18 protein-coding genes are annotated in these 15670 nt (G+C 55.7%); 15 read left to right on the plus strand and 3 right to left on the minus strand.

What is annotated here, in order from left to right; all coding sequences use genetic code 11:
• Positions 1-2: 2 nt before the first annotated feature.
• Both FHC52_RS11230 and mdcH read left to right on the plus strand, forming a co-directional pair.
• On the plus strand, positions 3-620 hold the full coding sequence (locus FHC52_RS11230) for a malonate decarboxylase holo-ACP synthase (RefSeq protein WP_021242216.1): 618 nt from the start codon (positions 3-5) through the stop codon (positions 618-620).
• Positions 620-1516, plus strand: a complete 897-nt coding sequence (gene mdcH / locus FHC52_RS11235) for a malonate decarboxylase subunit epsilon (protein WP_126288645.1) — start codon at positions 620-622, stop codon at positions 1514-1516. Before FHC52_RS11230 ends, mdcH begins: the two co-directional genes overlap by 1 nt.
• 93 nt (positions 1517-1609) lie before the next feature.
• Here the strand turns inward: mdcH and FHC52_RS11240 are convergent, their stop codons facing one another.
• Both FHC52_RS11240 and FHC52_RS11245 read right to left on the minus strand, forming a co-directional pair.
• Positions 1610-2542: a LysR family transcriptional regulator gene (locus tag FHC52_RS11240; protein ID WP_045909314.1), complete on the minus strand. Its 933-nt coding sequence runs from the start codon at positions 2540-2542 to the stop codon at positions 1610-1612.
• Positions 2543-2555: 13 nt separating this feature from the next.
• The gene (locus tag FHC52_RS11245) at positions 2556-4460 is read right to left on the minus strand and encodes an ABC transporter ATP-binding protein (protein ID WP_021242219.1); all 1905 of its coding nucleotides are present in this window, start codon (positions 4458-4460) and stop codon (positions 2556-2558) included.
• Positions 4461-4595: 135 nt separating this feature from the next.
• On the opposite strand from FHC52_RS11245, the gene kefG reads away from it, so the two are divergent.
• The 4 genes from kefG (at position 4596) to slyD (ending at position 7854) form a co-directional block, all read left to right on the plus strand.
• A complete protein-coding gene (gene kefG, locus FHC52_RS11250; protein WP_021242220.1) occupies positions 4596-5150 on the plus strand; it encodes a glutathione-regulated potassium-efflux system ancillary protein KefG in 555 nt (184 codons plus the stop codon).
• Positions 5150-6955, plus strand: a complete 1806-nt coding sequence (gene kefB, locus FHC52_RS11255; RefSeq protein WP_008503012.1) for a glutathione-regulated potassium-efflux system protein KefB — start codon at positions 5150-5152, stop codon at positions 6953-6955. The genes kefG and kefB overlap by 1 nt, the downstream gene beginning before the upstream one ends.
• A 13-nt stretch (positions 6956-6968) precedes the next feature.
• Positions 6969-7169, plus strand: coding sequence for a YheV family putative zinc ribbon protein (locus FHC52_RS11260; RefSeq protein WP_008503011.1), 201 nt, complete (start codon positions 6969-6971; stop codon positions 7167-7169).
• Between the two features lie 94 nt (positions 7170-7263).
• The gene (gene slyD, locus FHC52_RS11265) at positions 7264-7854 is read left to right on the plus strand and encodes a peptidylprolyl isomerase (protein WP_008503010.1); all 591 of its coding nucleotides are present in this window, start codon (positions 7264-7266) and stop codon (positions 7852-7854) included.
• A 51-nt stretch (positions 7855-7905) separates the two neighbouring features.
• Here the strand turns inward: slyD and FHC52_RS11270 are convergent, their stop codons facing one another.
• On the minus strand, positions 7906-8124 hold the full coding sequence (locus tag FHC52_RS11270) for a protein SlyX (RefSeq protein WP_008503009.1): 219 nt from the start codon (positions 8122-8124) through the stop codon (positions 7906-7908).
• A gap of 238 nt (positions 8125-8362) precedes the next feature.
• Here FHC52_RS11270 and fkpA point away from each other — a divergent pair, with 238 nt between their 5' ends.
• The 9 genes from fkpA to tuf all read left to right on the plus strand — a co-directional run bounded on the left by fkpA (position 8363) and on the right by tuf (position 15641).
• The gene (fkpA, locus tag FHC52_RS11275; protein ID WP_008503008.1) at positions 8363-9181 is read left to right on the plus strand and encodes an FKBP-type peptidyl-prolyl cis-trans isomerase; all 819 of its coding nucleotides are present in this window, start codon (positions 8363-8365) and stop codon (positions 9179-9181) included.
• 166 nt (positions 9182-9347) lie between these two features.
• Positions 9348-10070 (plus strand): transcriptional regulator, encoded by a 723-nt coding sequence (locus FHC52_RS11280; RefSeq protein ID WP_003861697.1) that lies wholly within the window; start codon positions 9348-9350, stop codon positions 10068-10070.
• On the plus strand, positions 10070-10456 hold the full coding sequence (tusD, locus tag FHC52_RS11285) for a sulfurtransferase complex subunit TusD (protein WP_220420075.1): 387 nt from the start codon (positions 10070-10072) through the stop codon (positions 10454-10456). Before FHC52_RS11280 ends, tusD begins: the two co-directional genes overlap by 1 nt.
• A complete protein-coding gene (tusC, locus tag FHC52_RS11290; protein ID WP_008503006.1) occupies positions 10456-10815 on the plus strand; it encodes a sulfurtransferase complex subunit TusC in 360 nt (119 codons plus the stop codon). The genes tusD and tusC overlap by 1 nt, the downstream gene beginning before the upstream one ends.
• Before the next feature lie 7 nt (positions 10816-10822).
• The gene (gene tusB / locus FHC52_RS11295) at positions 10823-11110 is read left to right on the plus strand and encodes a sulfurtransferase complex subunit TusB (protein WP_008503005.1); all 288 of its coding nucleotides are present in this window, start codon (positions 10823-10825) and stop codon (positions 11108-11110) included.
• 124 nt (positions 11111-11234) lie between these two features.
• Entirely contained in the window at positions 11235-11609 is a 375-nt protein-coding gene (gene rpsL, locus FHC52_RS11300; protein ID WP_000246815.1) for a 30S ribosomal protein S12, read from the plus strand.
• Positions 11610-11705: 96 nt separating this feature from the next.
• Entirely contained in the window at positions 11706-12176 is a 471-nt protein-coding gene (gene rpsG / locus FHC52_RS11305) for a 30S ribosomal protein S7 (protein ID WP_004106370.1), read from the plus strand.
• A 96-nt stretch (positions 12177-12272) separates the two neighbouring features.
• Positions 12273-14387 (plus strand): elongation factor G, encoded by a 2115-nt coding sequence (fusA, locus tag FHC52_RS11310; RefSeq protein ID WP_008503004.1) that lies wholly within the window; start codon positions 12273-12275, stop codon positions 14385-14387.
• A 69-nt stretch (positions 14388-14456) separates the two neighbouring features.
• A complete protein-coding gene (gene tuf, locus FHC52_RS11315; RefSeq protein ID WP_014068448.1) occupies positions 14457-15641 on the plus strand; it encodes an elongation factor Tu in 1185 nt (394 codons plus the stop codon).
• Positions 15642-15670: the final 29 nt, after the last annotated feature.

Below are 15670 nucleotides of genomic sequence, written 5' to 3' on the forward strand. Positions count from 1 at the left end.
CCATGACCACCCCATTACGCCCGCACGACCTTATCTGGCTTACTTCCCGCGATGCGCTGGAAGGCATCACTGAATCCTGGGTGGAGGCCGCCTGGCATACCGGCCTGCCGGTGGTGGTGCGGCGTGATGTGGATAGCGAAGGCCGGATCCCCGTTGGCGTGCGCGGTTTACGTCGCGACCAGCGGGCGGCCGGATGGGGGAAGCCCGAAAACGTGTTACGCGTGGTTTCACCAGAAGACCTGAGCGTTGCGGCCGAATTGCTGCGCTCGCCCTTTGTGACTCAGCCACCCGTTCAGGTGGCGCTTCAGCTTTCTCAGCAGGCGTGGCCGTGGACGTGGGGCATTACCGGCAGTACCGGCTACGCTCTGGCGACCGGTATCCCGGTGATCCATGCCGACAGCGATCTCGATCTGCTTATCCGCGCTCCGCTGCCGATCTCACCGGACGCCCTGACGACGTGGCAGTCCCGGCTAAGCCGTGCGCTGTGTCGTGCCGATACGCAGGTGGATACGCCCGAGGGCGGTTTCGCGCTGGCGGAGTGGCTGCGCGACGGCAAAACGCTGCTGAAAACCCGCCGTGGACCGCGCCTGGTGGCGGATCCGTGGCGCAGGGAGGAGTGATGAAAATAGTGTTTACCTTTCCAGGGCAGGGCACGCAGCACGAAGGCATGCTGCAAAACCTGCCGGGAACGGAACTGGCTCAGGCGCGTGAGGTGCTTGGCGCCGAAGTGGATACGCTGGATAGCGCAGACGCGTTAACCCACACCCGCGCGGTTCAGCTTTGCCTGCTAATTGCAGGCGTGGCCTGGGCGCGCGAGCTGGAACGGCGCGGCGTGACGCCGGATATCGTCAGCGGGCTGTCCATCGGCGCTTATCCGGCGGCGGTCATCGCAGGCGCGCTGGACTTCACGGATGCGCTGAAGCTGGTGGCGCTGCGTGGCGATCTGATGGAGCAGGCGTATCCGCACGGCTACGGCCTGACGGCAATTATGGGGCTCACTCTGCCGCAGGTGGAAGACCTTATCCAGGGCACCGGGACCTACATAGCCAACCTGAATGCCGAAACGCAGATCGTGATTGCCGGAGCCGATGAAGGAATGGCGGAGGCGGCGTTGCGCGCGCTGGCGAAAGGGGCGAGCAAGGCCAAACAGCTGGCGGTCAGCGTGCCGTCGCACTGCGAACTGCTGACAGCACCCGCGCAAAAGCTGGCAACGGCGTTTGAATCGGTCACGCTTTCACGCCCACGCTGCGCCTACCTGAGCGGCAGCACCGGGCGCGTGCTGTGGCAGCCGGAAAAGATCGCCGACGATCTGGCGATGAACATGGCGCGTACGGTGCGCTGGCAGGAGGCGATGATTTCAGCGAATGAACGCGAAGCCCGGCTGGCGATCGAGATGCCCCCCGGCGGCGTACTGACCTGCCTCACGCGTCAGGCGCCGTGGGAAGGAGAGACCATTTCGCTGGAGCGCAGCGGAGTTGATGTGGCGGTACATCTGGCGAAGCGACTCCGTGCGTGATGGCTTAGCCCGGTGGCGGCTGCGCCTTACCGGGCCTACAACTGCACGAACGTAGGCCGGGTAAAACGCGACGCGTCGTCACCCGGCACGACCTCAGGCTCCGTCCTGCAAACTGCGGGCATACATCCGCCCTTCGGCGGCCAGCGCCCGCAGGCTTGGATCCTGCTCGCGGTTGCGGGCAAAGACGATGGCGATCAGCTGTTGCATCTGGTACGGCTCAGCCAGCTTCAGGAGCTGCACGGAATTCTCATAGACCTTTTTCATCCTGCCCGGCATCAGCGTAAAGCCCACGCCCGCCTGCACCAGACTGAGCATTGAGAAAATGTCATTCACCCGGGTAACAATCTCCGGCTCGAACCCGGCGATATGAAACGCCTCCTGGAAGCCTGCATAGGTGGCGAACCCTTCCGCAAGAGAGACAAATTTTCGATCTTTATAGTCGCGCAGATCGGCCGGGCCGCGGGTATTGAGCGTCGCCGAGGCCGGTGCGGCAAGGAAAATATCGTCGTGGAACAGGGGGAGCACTTCGAGGCTGTTACGGTCGATATCGCTCTCGGAAATGGAGATAAGAATGGCGTCCAGCGAGCCTTCATCCAGCATGTGCAGCAGGGTTTCGTTGGAGCCCATCGTCAGATCCATTTCCAGATCCGGACGACGTAGCTTCATGCCCATGATCAGACGCGGCACGGTTTCCAGGGTGAGCGAGTAGAGCGTTCCCACGCGCAGCCGCCCCTGGCCGATCCCGGCAATTTTGCGCGACGCTTCCAGCCCGCGCTCCATCACCTGCATCACTTCCTGACAATATTCCAGCAAGGTCCAGGCGGAAGGGAGAGCAATCAGGTTGCGCCCCTTATGGGTAAAGAGCGGACAGCGCACGTTCTCTTCCAGCGTGTGCAGCGCACGGTGAACGCTGACGCCGCTCAGGCCCAGAGTTTCGGCGGTACGCGCGATATTCCCCTTCTCCATAAACGTCATGAAGATGCTGAGCTTGCGGAATGTAATCTCGCTCGTGTTATCGAAACTCATAGCCCTCCCGGTATCAGTCAGCCTGCAGCATCGCTTCCAGCTGTTCCTGCGCGTCCAGCCACGCCATCTCACACTCTTCAAGGCTGGATTTGGTCTTCGCCTGGGTTTGCAGGCAGTCCGTCAGTTCGGCTTTACGGCTCTGGTCATACAGACCGCTGTCGCCGAGCTTCTCTTCAACGGTAGCAAGCGTGGCGTTGAGCTTTTCCATCTCTTTTTCGAGACGGGCAATCTCTTTACGCAGCGGCTGCGTCTGGGTGCGCAGCTCCGCTTCACGGCGCTTCTGGTCTTTACGTGCCTGCGCGCTGTTGGCGTTGTCTTTCGCCGACTCCTCCGGCTGGTTCTCCTGCTTCTGCACGTCCGTCAGCCACTGCTGGTAGTCTTCCAGATCGCCGTCGAACGGTTCGACTTTGCCGTCGTGCACTAAGTAGAGATCGTCCGTGGTGGAGCGGATCAGGTGACGGTCGTGCGAAACCACCACCAGTGCGCCTTCGAACTCAATCAGCGCTTCGGTCAGCGCCTGACGCATATCGAGATCCAGGTGGTTGGTCGGTTCATCGAGCAGCAGCAGGTTCGGGCGCTGCCAGACGATCAGCGCCAGCACCAGACGGGCCTTTTCGCCGCCGGAGAAACGCTCGGTGTTTTCGGTGACCTTATCGCCCTGGAAGCCGAAGCCGCCGAGGTAGTCGCGCAGCTTCTGCTCCATCTCCTGCGGCGCCAGACGCGCAAGGTGCTGAATCGGGGATTCATCCGCGCGTAAAAATTCCAGCTGATGCTGGGCGAAGTAACCCAGCTTGATGCCCTTCGCCAGGCCGATTTCACCCTTGACCGGATTAAGCTCACCCGCCAGCAGTTTGATCAGCGTGGATTTACCGGCACCGTTGCGCCCGAGCAGACCAATACGTGAACCCGGCACCAGGTTGAGCTTGATGGAGTCGAGAATAATGCGGTCGGCATAACCCGCGCTGACCTTTTCCATTTTCAGCAGGGGATTTGGCAGGCTTTCCGGGGCCCGGAAGCTGAAGTGGAACGGGTTGTCGACGTGCGCCGGGGCGATCATCTCCATGCGCTCCAGCATCTTGATGCGGCTCTGGGCCTGCTTCGCCTTTGACGCCTTGGCCTTGAAGCGATCCACAAAGCTTTGCAGGTGCGCCACGCGCTGCTGCTGGCTTTCATACATCGACTGCTGCTGGGCAAGGCGCGTCGCGCGCTGGCGCTCGAAGGAGCTGTAGTTGCCCGTGTACTCGAACATCGTTTGCTGTTCGATATGAATGATTTTATCCACCACCGGGTCGAGGAAGTCGCGGTCGTGGGAGATCAGAATCAGAGTGCCCTGATAGCTCTTGAGCCACTTCTCCAGCCAAATAACCGCATCGAGATCGAGGTGGTTAGTCGGTTCATCGAGCAGCAGCAGGTCAGAGCGGCAGATCAGCGCCTGCGCCAGGTTGAGGCGCATACGCCAGCCGCCGGAGAAGTCGCTGACCGGGCGTTCCAGCTGCTCATTGCTGAAGCCCAGGCCATGCAGCAGGCTGGAGGCGCGGGAGCGAATGGTCCACGCGTCAATGGCGTCCAGCTTGCCGTGAACGGTGGCGATGGCGTGGCCGTCATTGCGCTCGTTAGCGGCGTTAAGTTCCGCCTCGAGCTTGCGGTATTCCCGGTCGCCATCAATAACATAGTCGAGTGCCGGTTCGCTCAGGGCGGGCGTCTCCTGGTTCACCCAGGCGAGCTGCCAGTTCCCCGGGAAGGTGAAGTTACCGCCATCCGCGCTAATCTCGTTTTTCAGCAACGCCAGCAGCGTGGATTTACCACAGCCGTTTTTGCCGACCAGACCCACTTTTTGGCCTGGGTTGATGGTAGCAGTGGCGTTATCCAGCAGGACGCGCACGCCGCGACGAATTTGTAACGAGGAGAAAACAATCATAGAAGCGCCGTATGTTCCGACTATGTTAATTTGTCATTATGATAATGTAAGGTGTGGGCCATTTTCCGCACCGGGCCGCCATGGTAGCCCAAAACAACAACGATACACAAAAACAGAAACAAGACCGGGAGGGGAATGATGTCTCAGACAGCAAAAGTGCTGCTGCTGTATGCCCATCCGGAATCTCAGGACTCGGTGGCAAACCGGGTGCTGCTTAAGCCGGCTACTCAGCTCAGCAACGTGACGGTGCACGATCTCTACGCGCACTATCCTGATTTCTTTATTGATATTCCTTACGAGCAGGAACTGCTGCGTCAGCATGACGTGATTGTGTTCCAGCATCCGCTTTATACCTACAGCTGTCCGGCGCTGCTCAAAGAGTGGCTGGACCGCGTGCTGAGCCGGGGCTTCTCCAGCGGGGTGGGGGGCAACCAGCTGGCGGGAAAGTACTGGCGTAGTGTGATTACGACCGGTGAACCCGAAAGCGCCTACCGCCACGACGGGCTGAACCGCTATCCGATGAGCGACATTCTGCGGCCTTTTGAGCTGACGGCGGCCATGTGCCGTATGCACTGGATGAGCCCGATTATTGTCTACTGGGCCCGTCGTCAGGATCCGAAAGAGCTGGCCAGCCACGCCAGAGCCTACGGTGAATGGCTGGCGTCACCGATTCCGGCAGGAGGGCGTTAATGGAAGGATCGAATTTGCTCCTCGCCGGGGTGCTGTTTTTATTTGCGGCCGTCGTCGCGGTGCCGCTTGCCGCCCGTATCGGCATCGGGGCGGTGCTGGGGTATCTGCTGGCGGGGATCGCCATTGGCCCCTGGGGACTGGGATTCATCAGCGATGTGGATGAAATACTCCACTTCTCCGAGCTGGGCGTGGTGTTCCTGATGTTCATCATTGGCCTTGAGCTTAACCCTTCAAAATTGTGGCAGCTCCGACGCTCCATCTTTGGCGTAGGTGCCGCTCAGGTGTTGCTCAGCGCCGCGATTCTGGGTGGCCTGTTAATGCTGACGAATTTCTCCTGGCAGGCGGCGGTGATCGGCGGGATAGGCCTTGCGATGTCGTCGACGGCGATGGCCCTGCAGCTGATGCGCGACAAGGGGATGAACCGTAACGAAGCCGGTCAGCTGGGTTTTTCGGTGCTGCTGTTCCAGGATTTGGCGGTCATCCCGGCGCTGGCGCTGGTGCCGCTGCTGGCGGGCTCCGGCGACGACCACTTCGACTGGGCGAAAATCGCGATGAAGGTGCTGGCCTTCGCGGGGATGCTGATTGGCGGACGTTTCCTGTTACGTCCGGTGTTCCGCTTTATTGCCGCGTCCGGCGTGCGCGAGGTGTTTACCGCCGCGACGCTGCTGCTGGTGCTGGGGTCGGCATTGTTTATGGACGCGCTGGGGCTGTCGATGGCGCTCGGGACCTTTATCGCCGGGGTGCTGCTGGCGGAAAGTGAATACCGCCACGAGCTGGAAATTGCCATCGATCCCTTCAAAGGGTTGCTGTTGGGGTTGTTCTTTATTTCGGTGGGGATGGCGCTCAATCTTGGCGTGCTCTATACCCATCTCCTGTGGGTTGTGGTGAGCGTCGCTATCCTGGTGGCGGTGAAAACGCTGGTGCTGTACGTTATGGCGCGCATTTACGGCCTGCGCAGTTCGGAGCGCATGCAGTTTGCGAGCGTGTTGAGCCAGGGAGGTGAGTTCGCGTTTGTGCTGTTCTCTACCGCCTCGTCCCAGAAGCTGTTTAAAGACGATCAGATGGCGCTTTTGCTGGTAACGGTCACGCTGTCCATGATGACCACGCCGCTGCTGATGAAGATGGTGGATAGACTGCTGTCGCGCCGCCTGAACCCGGCAGACGACGAAGACGAAGCGCCGTGGGTGGAAGACGATAAGCCCCAGGTGATCGTGGTGGGCTTTGGCCGCTTTGGACAGGTAATCGGACGTTTGCTGATGGCGAACAAAATGCGCATTACGGTGCTGGAGCGGGATATCAGCGCGGTCAACCTGATGCGCAAATATGGCTATAAGGTTTACTACGGCGATGCGACCCAGCTCGAGCTACTGCGCTCGGCGGGGGCAGAGGCGGCAGAGTCCATCGTCATTACCTGTAACGACCCGGAAGACACGATGAAGCTGGTGGATCTGTGCCAGCAGCATTTCCCGCATCTGCATATTCTGGCGCGTGCGCGGGGACGTGTTGAAGCTCACGAATTATTGCAGGCGGGTGTGAAACACTTCTCCCGTGAGACGTTCTCCAGTGCGCTGGAGCTGGGGCGCAAGGCGCTGATCTCGCTTGGCATGCATCCGCATCAGGCGCAGCGCGCCCAGATGCACTTCCGCCGGCTGGATATGCGGATGCTGCGCGAGCTGATGCCGGTACATACCGATACGGCGCAGATCTCCCGCGTGCGGGAAGCGCGTCGCGAGCTGGAGGAGATCTTCCAGCGCGAGATGCAGCAGGAACGACGCCAGCTCGATGGCTGGGATGAATTTGAATAAAGGGTAACGAAAGATGGCTGTACGTAAACGCTTTATCGCGGGTGCAAAATGCCCGACCTGCCAGGCGCAAGACACCCTGGCGATGTGGCGGGAAAATAATATTGATGTTGTTGAGTGTGTTAAGTGCGGTCACCAGATGCGTGAGGCCGACAAAGAGGCGCGCGAGCACGTTCGCAAAGAAGAGCAAGTTATCGGGATTTTTCATCCGGACTAGCGATATGCCCTGAGTTTTTTTAAGCTAAAGGGTACACAGGTGCAGATTTCCGCTACAATCTGCGCCAGCAATTTTCCCACGCTCAGGAGATATCATGAAAGTAGCAAAAGACCTGGTGGTCAGCCTGGCCTATCAGGTACGTACAGAAGACGGTGTGTTGGTTGATGAGTCTCCGGTGAGTGCGCCGCTTGACTACCTGCATGGTCACGGTTCCCTGATTTCCGGCCTGGAAAACGCGCTGGAAGGTCATGAAGTTGGCGACAAATTTGACGTTGCTGTAGGCGCGAACGACGCTTACGGTCAGTATGACGACAACCTGGTTCAGCGCGTTCCTAAAGACGTGTTCATGGGCGTTGACGAACTGCAGGTTGGCATGCGCTTCCTGGCGGAAACCGACCAGGGCCCGGTTCCTGTTGAAATCACCGAAGTGGAAGATGACCACGTCGTGGTTGACGGCAACCATATGCTGGCTGGCCAGAACCTGAAGTTCAACGTAGAAGTTGTTGCGATCCGCGAAGCGACCGAAGAAGAGCTGGCTCATGGCCACGTTCACGGTGCGCACGGTCACGACCATGACCACGATCACGGCCACGACGGCTGCTGCGGTGGTCACGGCCACGACCATGGTCATGACCACGGCCACGGTAAAGGTGGTTGCGGTAACGGCGGCTGCGGCTGCCACTAATTCCGTCATGCGGAAAATAAAAAAGCGGGATTATCCCGCTTTTTTTACGCCTCAATAATGAGGAGGTGGCGTCTCTTCTGACTGAGAGGCGATGTTCGACGGCTGCGTAGCCTTCAGCTTTTCCGTCAGCAGGCGCATATGATCCCGCAGTTTCGCCATTTCGAGCTCATGTGCGGTCACGGTCTGGTTTAGCTCTTCGATGGTGATGTCCTGAAAAGCCAGGCGGCTTTCCAGCTCAGCCATTCTCGCTTCTATCGTTGTATCCTTCATCATTCACCTCGTTTATTTCAGATTCGCCATAATGGCCCAGCGGCGGCGCAGTTTAACTGAGTTTATCCTTAAGTACAGTTCGCATCCCTCTGGCAAGAAACTTATTTAAACAAAAATAGTCTGAAAAGTGGCGAGAATTGGACGTGTCTGTCTGTAGATTTCTTCTGCAACGTTTTATAGTACGTCACTCATTTACGTTTAACGCTGGGGTGAGAGTCCCCAGGCCCTGGAGATATGGATGAAATCACTGTTTAAAGTAACGCTGCTGGCGACGACGATGGCTGTTGCGCTGAACGCGCCGCTGTCATTCGCTGCTGATACTGCTGCGAAGCCTGCTGCCACTGCAGACAGCAAAGCAGCGTTCAAAAATGACGACCAGAAATCCGCCTACGCACTGGGCGCATCTCTGGGTCGTTACATGGAAAACTCTCTGAAAGAACAAGAGAAACTGGGCATCAAACTGGATAAAGCTCAGCTGATCGCAGGCGTTCAGGACGCATTTGCCGATAAGAGCAAGCTGTCTGACCAGGAAATTGAACAGACTCTGCAGGCGTTCGAAGCGCGTGTGAAGGGCGCCGCGCAGACTAAGATGGACGCGGACGCAAAAGACAACGAAGCGAAAGGCAAAGCCTACCGCGATGCTTTCGCTAAAGAGAAGGGTGTGAAAACCTCTTCGACTGGCCTGGTGTACAAAGTTGAGAAAGAAGGCACCGGCGATGCGCCTAAAGACAGCGACACGGTTGTCGTGAACTACAAAGGTACGCTGATCGACGGTAAAGAGTTCGATAACTCTTACACCCGTGGTGAGCCGCTCTCCTTCCGTCTGGATGGTGTGATCCCTGGCTGGACTGAAGGCCTGAAAAACATCAAGAAAGGCGGCAAGATCAAGATGGTCATCCCACCGGATCTGGCCTATGGCAAAACCGGCGTTCCGGGGATCCCTGCCAACTCTACGCTGGTCTTTGACGTAGAGCTGCTGGACATCAAACCGGCACCGAAAGCGGATGCCAAGGCAGACGCACCGGCTGACGATAAAGCCGCTGCTGCTAAGAAGTAATGCTGAAAAAAAACCGCCGCCTTTAAGGCGGCGGTTTTTTATTGTGGGGCAGATATAATTAACACTGGAAAGCGTTAGGCACGCTGTATTAATTTAGTTGTCCGTGTAGATAATGAGCCTGCCCTGAAAACCTAACGACAGGCTCCTGAAAAGGAGTGTTTTTTTCATGTCCAGGTCGCTTTTAACCAACGAAACCAGTGAACTTGATTTGCTGGATCAACGTCCTTTTGACCAGACCGACTTCGATATTCTGAAATCCTATGAAGCGGTAGTGGACGGGTTAGCGATGCTCATTGGCTCCCACTGCGAAATCGTATTGCACTCCCTGCAAGATCTGAAGTGTTCCGCCATCCGCATTGCGAATGGTGAGCATACTGGCCGTAAAATTGGCTCGCCAATTACCGACCTTGCATTGCGTATGTTGCATGACATGACCGGCGCGGACAGCAGCGTCTCCAAATGCTATTTCACCCGCGCCAAAAGCGGCGTGCTGATGAAATCAGAAACCATCGCGATTCGAAACCGCGAGCATCGTGTTATTGGGCTGCTGTGCATCAACATGAACCTTGATGTGCCTTTCTCGCAGATCATGAGCACCTTTATTCCACCCGAAACGCCGGATGTTGGCTCTTCTGTTAACTTTGCCTCTTCCGTCGAAGATCTCGTCACGCAGACGCTTGAGTTCACCATTGAAGAGGTGAATGCCGACCGCAACGTCTCGAACAACGCCAAGAATCGCCAGATCGTGCTCAATCTCTATGAAAAAGGGATTTTTGATATTAAAGACGCTATCAACCAGGTGGCCGATCGTCTCAACATCTCCAAGCACACGGTCTACCTCTATATTCGCCAGTTCAAAAGCGGTGATTTCCTGGGACAAGACAAGTAATGCGTTATGCGCTAATGGTGACAGGCCCGGCGTACGGGGCTCAGCAGGCCAGCAGCGCGCTGCAGTTTGCGCATGCGCTGCTGGCAGCCGGACATGAGCTGGCGAGCGTCTTCTTCTATCGGGAAGGGGTGTATAACGCGAACCAGTTTACGTCGCCGGCGAGCGATGAGTTTGATGTGGTGCGCGGCTGGCAGGCATTAAACGAAAAGCAGGGCGTAGAACTGCACATCTGCGTGGCGGCGGCACTGCGCCGCGGCGTGACCGATGCAACCGAAGCCGCCCGTCTTGGTTTGTCGGGTTCTAACCTCCAGCCCGGTTTTTCGTTAAGCGGTCTGGGCGCGCTGGCACAGGCGGCGCTCACCTGCGACAGAGTGGTGCAATTCTGATGAAGCGCGTGGCATTTGTTTTTGCGTCTGCGCCGCACGGGAGCGCTTCTGGCCGCGAAGGGCTGGATGCGTTACTTGCGACGTCCGCGCTGACCGAAGATATCGGCGTCTTCTTTTTAGGGGACGGTGTGTTTCAGCTTCTGGCGGGTCAGCAGCCACAGGCCATTCTGGCGCGGGATTACATCGCTACGTTTAAAGTGCTGCCGCTGTATGACATTGAAACCCTTTATGTCTGCGCCGACTCGCTGGCCGCTCGCGGTTTGGATGAGAAGACGCCTTTCGTGCTGGATGTGACCGTCGTGTCTTCTGCGGCATTGCGCGAACACCTTTCCCACTACGACACCGTTCTGACCTTCTGAGGCTGCCATGCTCCATACTCTGAGCCATTCACCATGGCAATGTGATATCGACGCGTTACTGAGTATGCTGCGCGACGGTGATGACCTGCTGCTGATTCAGGACGGCGTGCTTGCCGCACTTGAAGGCAGTCGCTTCGTTGAAATGCTCACGAATGCCCCCATAACAGTTTCTGCGCTGAAAGACGATCTGGATGCGCGGGGTCTTTCTGGTCAAATTTCAGCCAAAATTGACGTGGTTGGCTATACTGATTTCGTCAATCTTACTGTGACGCACGCCAGTCAAATGAACTGGTGATTTGAGATCGCTGTATATTTCTTGACACCTTTTCGACGTAGCCCTAAAATTTCGCGTCCTCATATTGTATGAGGTCGTTTTATTACGTGTTTACGAAGCAAAAGCTAAAACCAGGAGCTATTTAATGGCAACAGTTAACCAGCTGGTACGCAAACCACGTGCACGCAAAGTTGCGAAAAGCAACGTGCCTGCGCTGGAAGCCTGCCCGCAGAAACGTGGTGTATGTACTCGTGTATATACCACCACTCCTAAAAAACCAAACTCCGCACTGCGTAAAGTATGCCGTGTGCGTTTGACTAACGGTTTCGAAGTGACTTCCTACATCGGTGGTGAAGGTCACAACCTGCAGGAGCACTCCGTGATCCTGATCCGTGGCGGTCGTGTTAAAGACCTTCCGGGTGTTCGTTACCACACCGTTCGTGGTGCGCTGGACTGCTCAGGTGTTAAAGACCGTAAGCAGGCTCGCTCCAAGTACGGCGTGAAGCGTCCTAAGGCTTAATGGTTCTCCGTTAAGTAAGGCCAAACTGATTTATCTTAATGTCATACTAAACTCTTTGAGTTTTGGACAATCCTGAATTAACAACGGAGTATTCCCATGCCACGTCGTCGCGTCATTGGTCAGCGTAAAATTCTTCCAGATCCGAAATTCGGATCAGAACTGCTGGCAAAATTTGTAAATATCCTGATGGTAGATGGTAAAAAATCTACTGCAGAAGCAATCGTATACAGCGCGCTGGAGACCCTGGCTCAGCGTTCTGGTAAAAATGAACTGGAAGCTTTCGAAGTCGCTCTCGACAACGTTCGCCCAACTGTAGAAGTTAAGTCCCGCCGCGTTGGTGGTTCTACTTATCAGGTTCCAGTTGAAGTTCGTCCGGTTCGTCGTAATGCCCTGGCAATGCGTTGGATCGTTGAAGCTGCTCGTAAACGCGGTGATAAATCCATGGCTCTGCGTCTGGCGAACGAACTTTCTGATGCTGCAGACAACAAAGGTACTGCAGTTAAGAAACGTGAAGACGTTCACCGTATGGCAGAAGCCAACAAGGCGTTCGCACACTACCGTTGGTAATCCCTTCGGAGTCTTAGTCACCAGGCGGGCGCTTCAGAGAAGCCGCCCGCTCTGGGTAACTTAACTGAACGCCTAAAGATATAAACGAGGAATCAAATGGCTCGTACAACACCCATCGCACGCTACCGTAACATCGGTATCAGTGCGCACATCGACGCCGGTAAAACCACTACTACCGAACGTATTCTGTTCTACACCGGTGTAAACCACAAAATCGGTGAAGTTCATGACGGCGCAGCCACCATGGACTGGATGGAACAGGAGCAGGAGCGTGGTATCACTATCACCTCCGCAGCGACTACTGCATTCTGGTCAGGTATGGCTAAGCAGTACGAACCGCATCGCGTAAACATCATCGACACCCCAGGGCACGTTGACTTCACCATCGAAGTAGAACGTTCCATGCGTGTTCTTGACGGCGCGGTAATGGTTTATTGCGCAGTTGGTGGTGTTCAGCCACAGTCTGAAACCGTATGGCGTCAGGCGAACAAATATAAAGTTCCACGCATCGCGTTCGTTAACAAAATGGACCGTATGGGTGCTAACTTCCTGAAAGTTGTTGGTCAGATCAAAACCCGTCTGGGCGCGAACCCTGTTCCGCTGCAGCTGGCAATTGGTGCTGAAGAAGGCTTCACCGGCGTTATCGACCTGGTGAAAATGAAAGCCATCAACTGGAACGATGCAGACCAGGGCGTTACCTTCGAATACGAAGATATCCCAGCTGCAATGCAGGACCTGGCTGACGAATGGCACCAGAACCTGATCGAATCCGCTGCTGAAGCTTCTGAAGAGCTGATGGAGAAATACCTGGGTGGTGAAGAACTGACTGAAGAAGAGATCAAAAAAGCTCTGCGTCAGCGCGTTCTGAACAACGAAATCATCCTGGTAACCTGTGGTTCTGCGTTCAAGAACAAAGGTGTTCAGGCGATGCTGGATGCGGTAGTTGACTACCTGCCATCCCCAGTTGATGTTCCTGCGATCAACGGCATCCTGGACGACGGTAAAGATACCCCGGCTGAGCGTCACGCAAGTGACGAAGAGCCATTCTCTGCACTGGCGTTCAAAATTGCTACCGACCCATTCGTGGGTAACCTGACCTTCTTCCGCGTTTACTCTGGTGTGGTTAACTCCGGTGACACCATCCTGAACTCCGTGAAAGCGGCGCGTGAGCGTTTTGGCCGTATCGTACAGATGCACGCTAACAAACGTGAAGAGATCAAAGAAGTTCGTGCGGGCGACATCGCTGCAGCTATCGGTCTGAAAGACGTGACCACTGGTGACACCCTGTGTGACCCGGATCACCCGATCATTCTGGAGCGTATGGAATTCCCAGAGCCGGTAATCTCCATCGCAGTTGAACCAAAAACCAAAGCTGACCAGGAAAAAATGGGTCTGGCTCTGGGCCGTCTGGCGAAAGAAGACCCATCATTCCGCGTATGGACTGATGAAGAATCTAACCAGACCATCATCGCTGGTATGGGTGAACTGCACCTGGACATCATCGTTGACCGTATGAAGCGTGAATTCAACGTTGAAGCGAACGTGGGTAAACCTCAGGTTGCTTACCGCGAAGCGATTCGCGCGAAAGTTACCGACATTGAAGGTAAACACGCTAAGCAGTCTGGTGGTCGCGGTCAGTACGGTCACGTTGTGATCGACATGTACCCACTGGAGCCGGGCTCTAACCCGAAAGGTTACGAGTTCATCAACGACATCAAAGGTGGTGTAATTCCTGGCGAATACATCCCAGCCGTTGATAAAGGCATCCAGGAACAGCTGAAAGCGGGCCCTCTGGCTGGCTATCCGGTTGTTGACATGGGTGTTCGTCTGCACTTCGGTTCTTACCACGACGTTGACTCCTCTGAACTGGCGTTTAAACTGGCTGCGTCTATTGCCTTTAAAGAAGGCTTTAAGAAAGCAAAACCAGTTCTGCTTGAGCCAATCATGAAGGTTGAAGTAGAAACTCCTGAAGAGAACACCGGTGACGTTATCGGTGACTTGAGCCGTCGTCGCGGTATGCTGCGTGGTCAGGAATCCGAAGTAACTGGCGTTAAGATCCACGCTGAAGTTCCGCTGTCTGAAATGTTCGGATATGCAACTCAGCTGCGTTCTCTGACCAAAGGTCGTGCATCATACACCATGGAATTCCTGAAGTATGATGATGCGCCTAACAACGTTGCTCAGGCCGTTATTGAAGCCCGTGGTAAGTAATCCACAGGATTAAAACCTAAGTCCCGTGCTCTCTCCAAAGGGGAGAGCACTATAGTAAGGAATATAGCCGTGTCTAAAGAAAAATTTGAACGTACAAAACCGCACGTCAACGTTGGTACTATCGGCCACGTTGACCATGGTAAAACTACCCTGACTGCTGCAATCACTACCGTTCTGGCTAAAACCTACGGTGGTTCTGCTCGTGCATTCGACCAGATCGATAACGCACCAGAAGAAAAAGCTCGTGGTATCACCATCAACACTTCCCACGTTGAATACGACACCCCGACTCGCCACTACGCACACGTAGACTGCCCAGGCCACGCCGACTATGTTAAAAACATGATCACCGGTGCTGCGCAGATGGACGGCGCGATCCTGGTTGTTGCTGCGACTGACGGCCCAATGCCTCAGACTCGTGAGCACATCCTGCTGGGTCGTCAGGTAGGCGTTCCTTTCATCATCGTGTTCCTGAACAAATGCGACATGGTTGATGACGAAGAGCTGCTGGAACTGGTAGAGATGGAAGTTCGTGAACTGCTGTCTCAGTACGATTTCCCAGGCGACGATACTCCAATCGTTCGTGGTTCTGCTCTGAAAGCGCTGGAAGGCGAAGCTGAGTGGGAAGCGAAAATCATCGAACTGGCTGGCTTCCTGGATTCTTACATCCCAGAACCAGAGCGTGCGATTGACAAGCCATTCCTGCTGCCAATCGAAGACGTATTCTCCATCTCCGGTCGTGGTACCGTTGTTACCGGTCGTGTAGAGCGCGGTATCATCAAAGTTGGTGAAGAAGTTGAAATCGTTGGTATCAAAGAGACTGCGAAGTCTACCTGTACTGGCGTTGAAATGTTCCGCAAACTGCTGGACGAAGGCCGTGCTGGTGAGAACGTTGGTGTTCTGCTGCGTGGTATCAAACGTGAAGAAATCGAACGTGGTCAGGTTCTGGCGAAGCCAGGCTCAATCAAGCCACACACCAAGTTCGAATCTGAAGTGTACATCCTGTCCAAAGACGAAGGCGGCCGTCATACTCCGTTCTTCAAAGGCTACCGTCCACAGTTCTACTTCCGTACAACTGACGTGACCGGTACCATCGAACTGCCAGAAGGCGTAGAGATGGTAATGCCAGGCGACAACATCAAGATGGTTGTGACTCTGATCCACCCAATCGCGATGGACGACGGTCTGCGTTTCGCAATCCGTGAAGGCGGCCGTACCGTTGGCGCGGGCGTTGTTGCTAAAGTTCTGGGCTAATTAATTATCCCTGAATTAAAAAAGGACGC

It is taken from the genome of Enterobacter sp. EC_64 (assembly GCF_019584165.1).
Classification (GTDB): Bacteria; Pseudomonadota; Gammaproteobacteria; order Enterobacterales; family Enterobacteriaceae; genus Enterobacter; species Enterobacter roggenkampii.

Coding starts and splice junctions, on each gene's coding strand:
- FHC52_RS11230 (WP_021242216.1), top strand. CDS start 3: ATGACCACCCCATTACGCCCGCACGACCTTATCTGGCTTACTTCCCGC.
- mdcH (WP_126288645.1), top strand. CDS start 620: ATGAAAATAGTGTTTACCTTTCCAGGGCAGGGCACGCAGCACGAAGGC.
- FHC52_RS11240 (WP_045909314.1), bottom strand. CDS start 2,542: ATGAGTTTCGATAACACGAGCGAGATTACATTCCGCAAGCTCAGCATC.
- FHC52_RS11245 (WP_021242219.1), bottom strand. CDS start 4,460: ATGATTGTTTTCTCCTCGTTACAAATTCGTCGCGGCGTGCGCGTCCTG.
- kefG (WP_021242220.1), top strand. CDS start 4,596: ATGATGTCTCAGACAGCAAAAGTGCTGCTGCTGTATGCCCATCCGGAA.
- kefB (WP_008503012.1), top strand. CDS start 5,150: ATGGAAGGATCGAATTTGCTCCTCGCCGGGGTGCTGTTTTTATTTGCG.
- FHC52_RS11260 (WP_008503011.1), top strand. CDS start 6,969: ATGGCTGTACGTAAACGCTTTATCGCGGGTGCAAAATGCCCGACCTGC.
- slyD (WP_008503010.1), top strand. CDS start 7,264: ATGAAAGTAGCAAAAGACCTGGTGGTCAGCCTGGCCTATCAGGTACGT.
- FHC52_RS11270 (WP_008503009.1), bottom strand. CDS start 8,124: ATGAAGGATACAACGATAGAAGCGAGAATGGCTGAGCTGGAAAGCCGC.
- fkpA (WP_008503008.1), top strand. CDS start 8,363: ATGAAATCACTGTTTAAAGTAACGCTGCTGGCGACGACGATGGCTGTT.
- FHC52_RS11280 (WP_003861697.1), top strand. CDS start 9,348: ATGTCCAGGTCGCTTTTAACCAACGAAACCAGTGAACTTGATTTGCTG.
- tusD (WP_220420075.1), top strand. CDS start 10,070: ATGCGTTATGCGCTAATGGTGACAGGCCCGGCGTACGGGGCTCAGCAG.
- tusC (WP_008503006.1), top strand. CDS start 10,456: ATGAAGCGCGTGGCATTTGTTTTTGCGTCTGCGCCGCACGGGAGCGCT.
- tusB (WP_008503005.1), top strand. CDS start 10,823: ATGCTCCATACTCTGAGCCATTCACCATGGCAATGTGATATCGACGCG.
- rpsL (WP_000246815.1), top strand. CDS start 11,235: ATGGCAACAGTTAACCAGCTGGTACGCAAACCACGTGCACGCAAAGTT.
- rpsG (WP_004106370.1), top strand. CDS start 11,706: ATGCCACGTCGTCGCGTCATTGGTCAGCGTAAAATTCTTCCAGATCCG.
- fusA (WP_008503004.1), top strand. CDS start 12,273: ATGGCTCGTACAACACCCATCGCACGCTACCGTAACATCGGTATCAGT.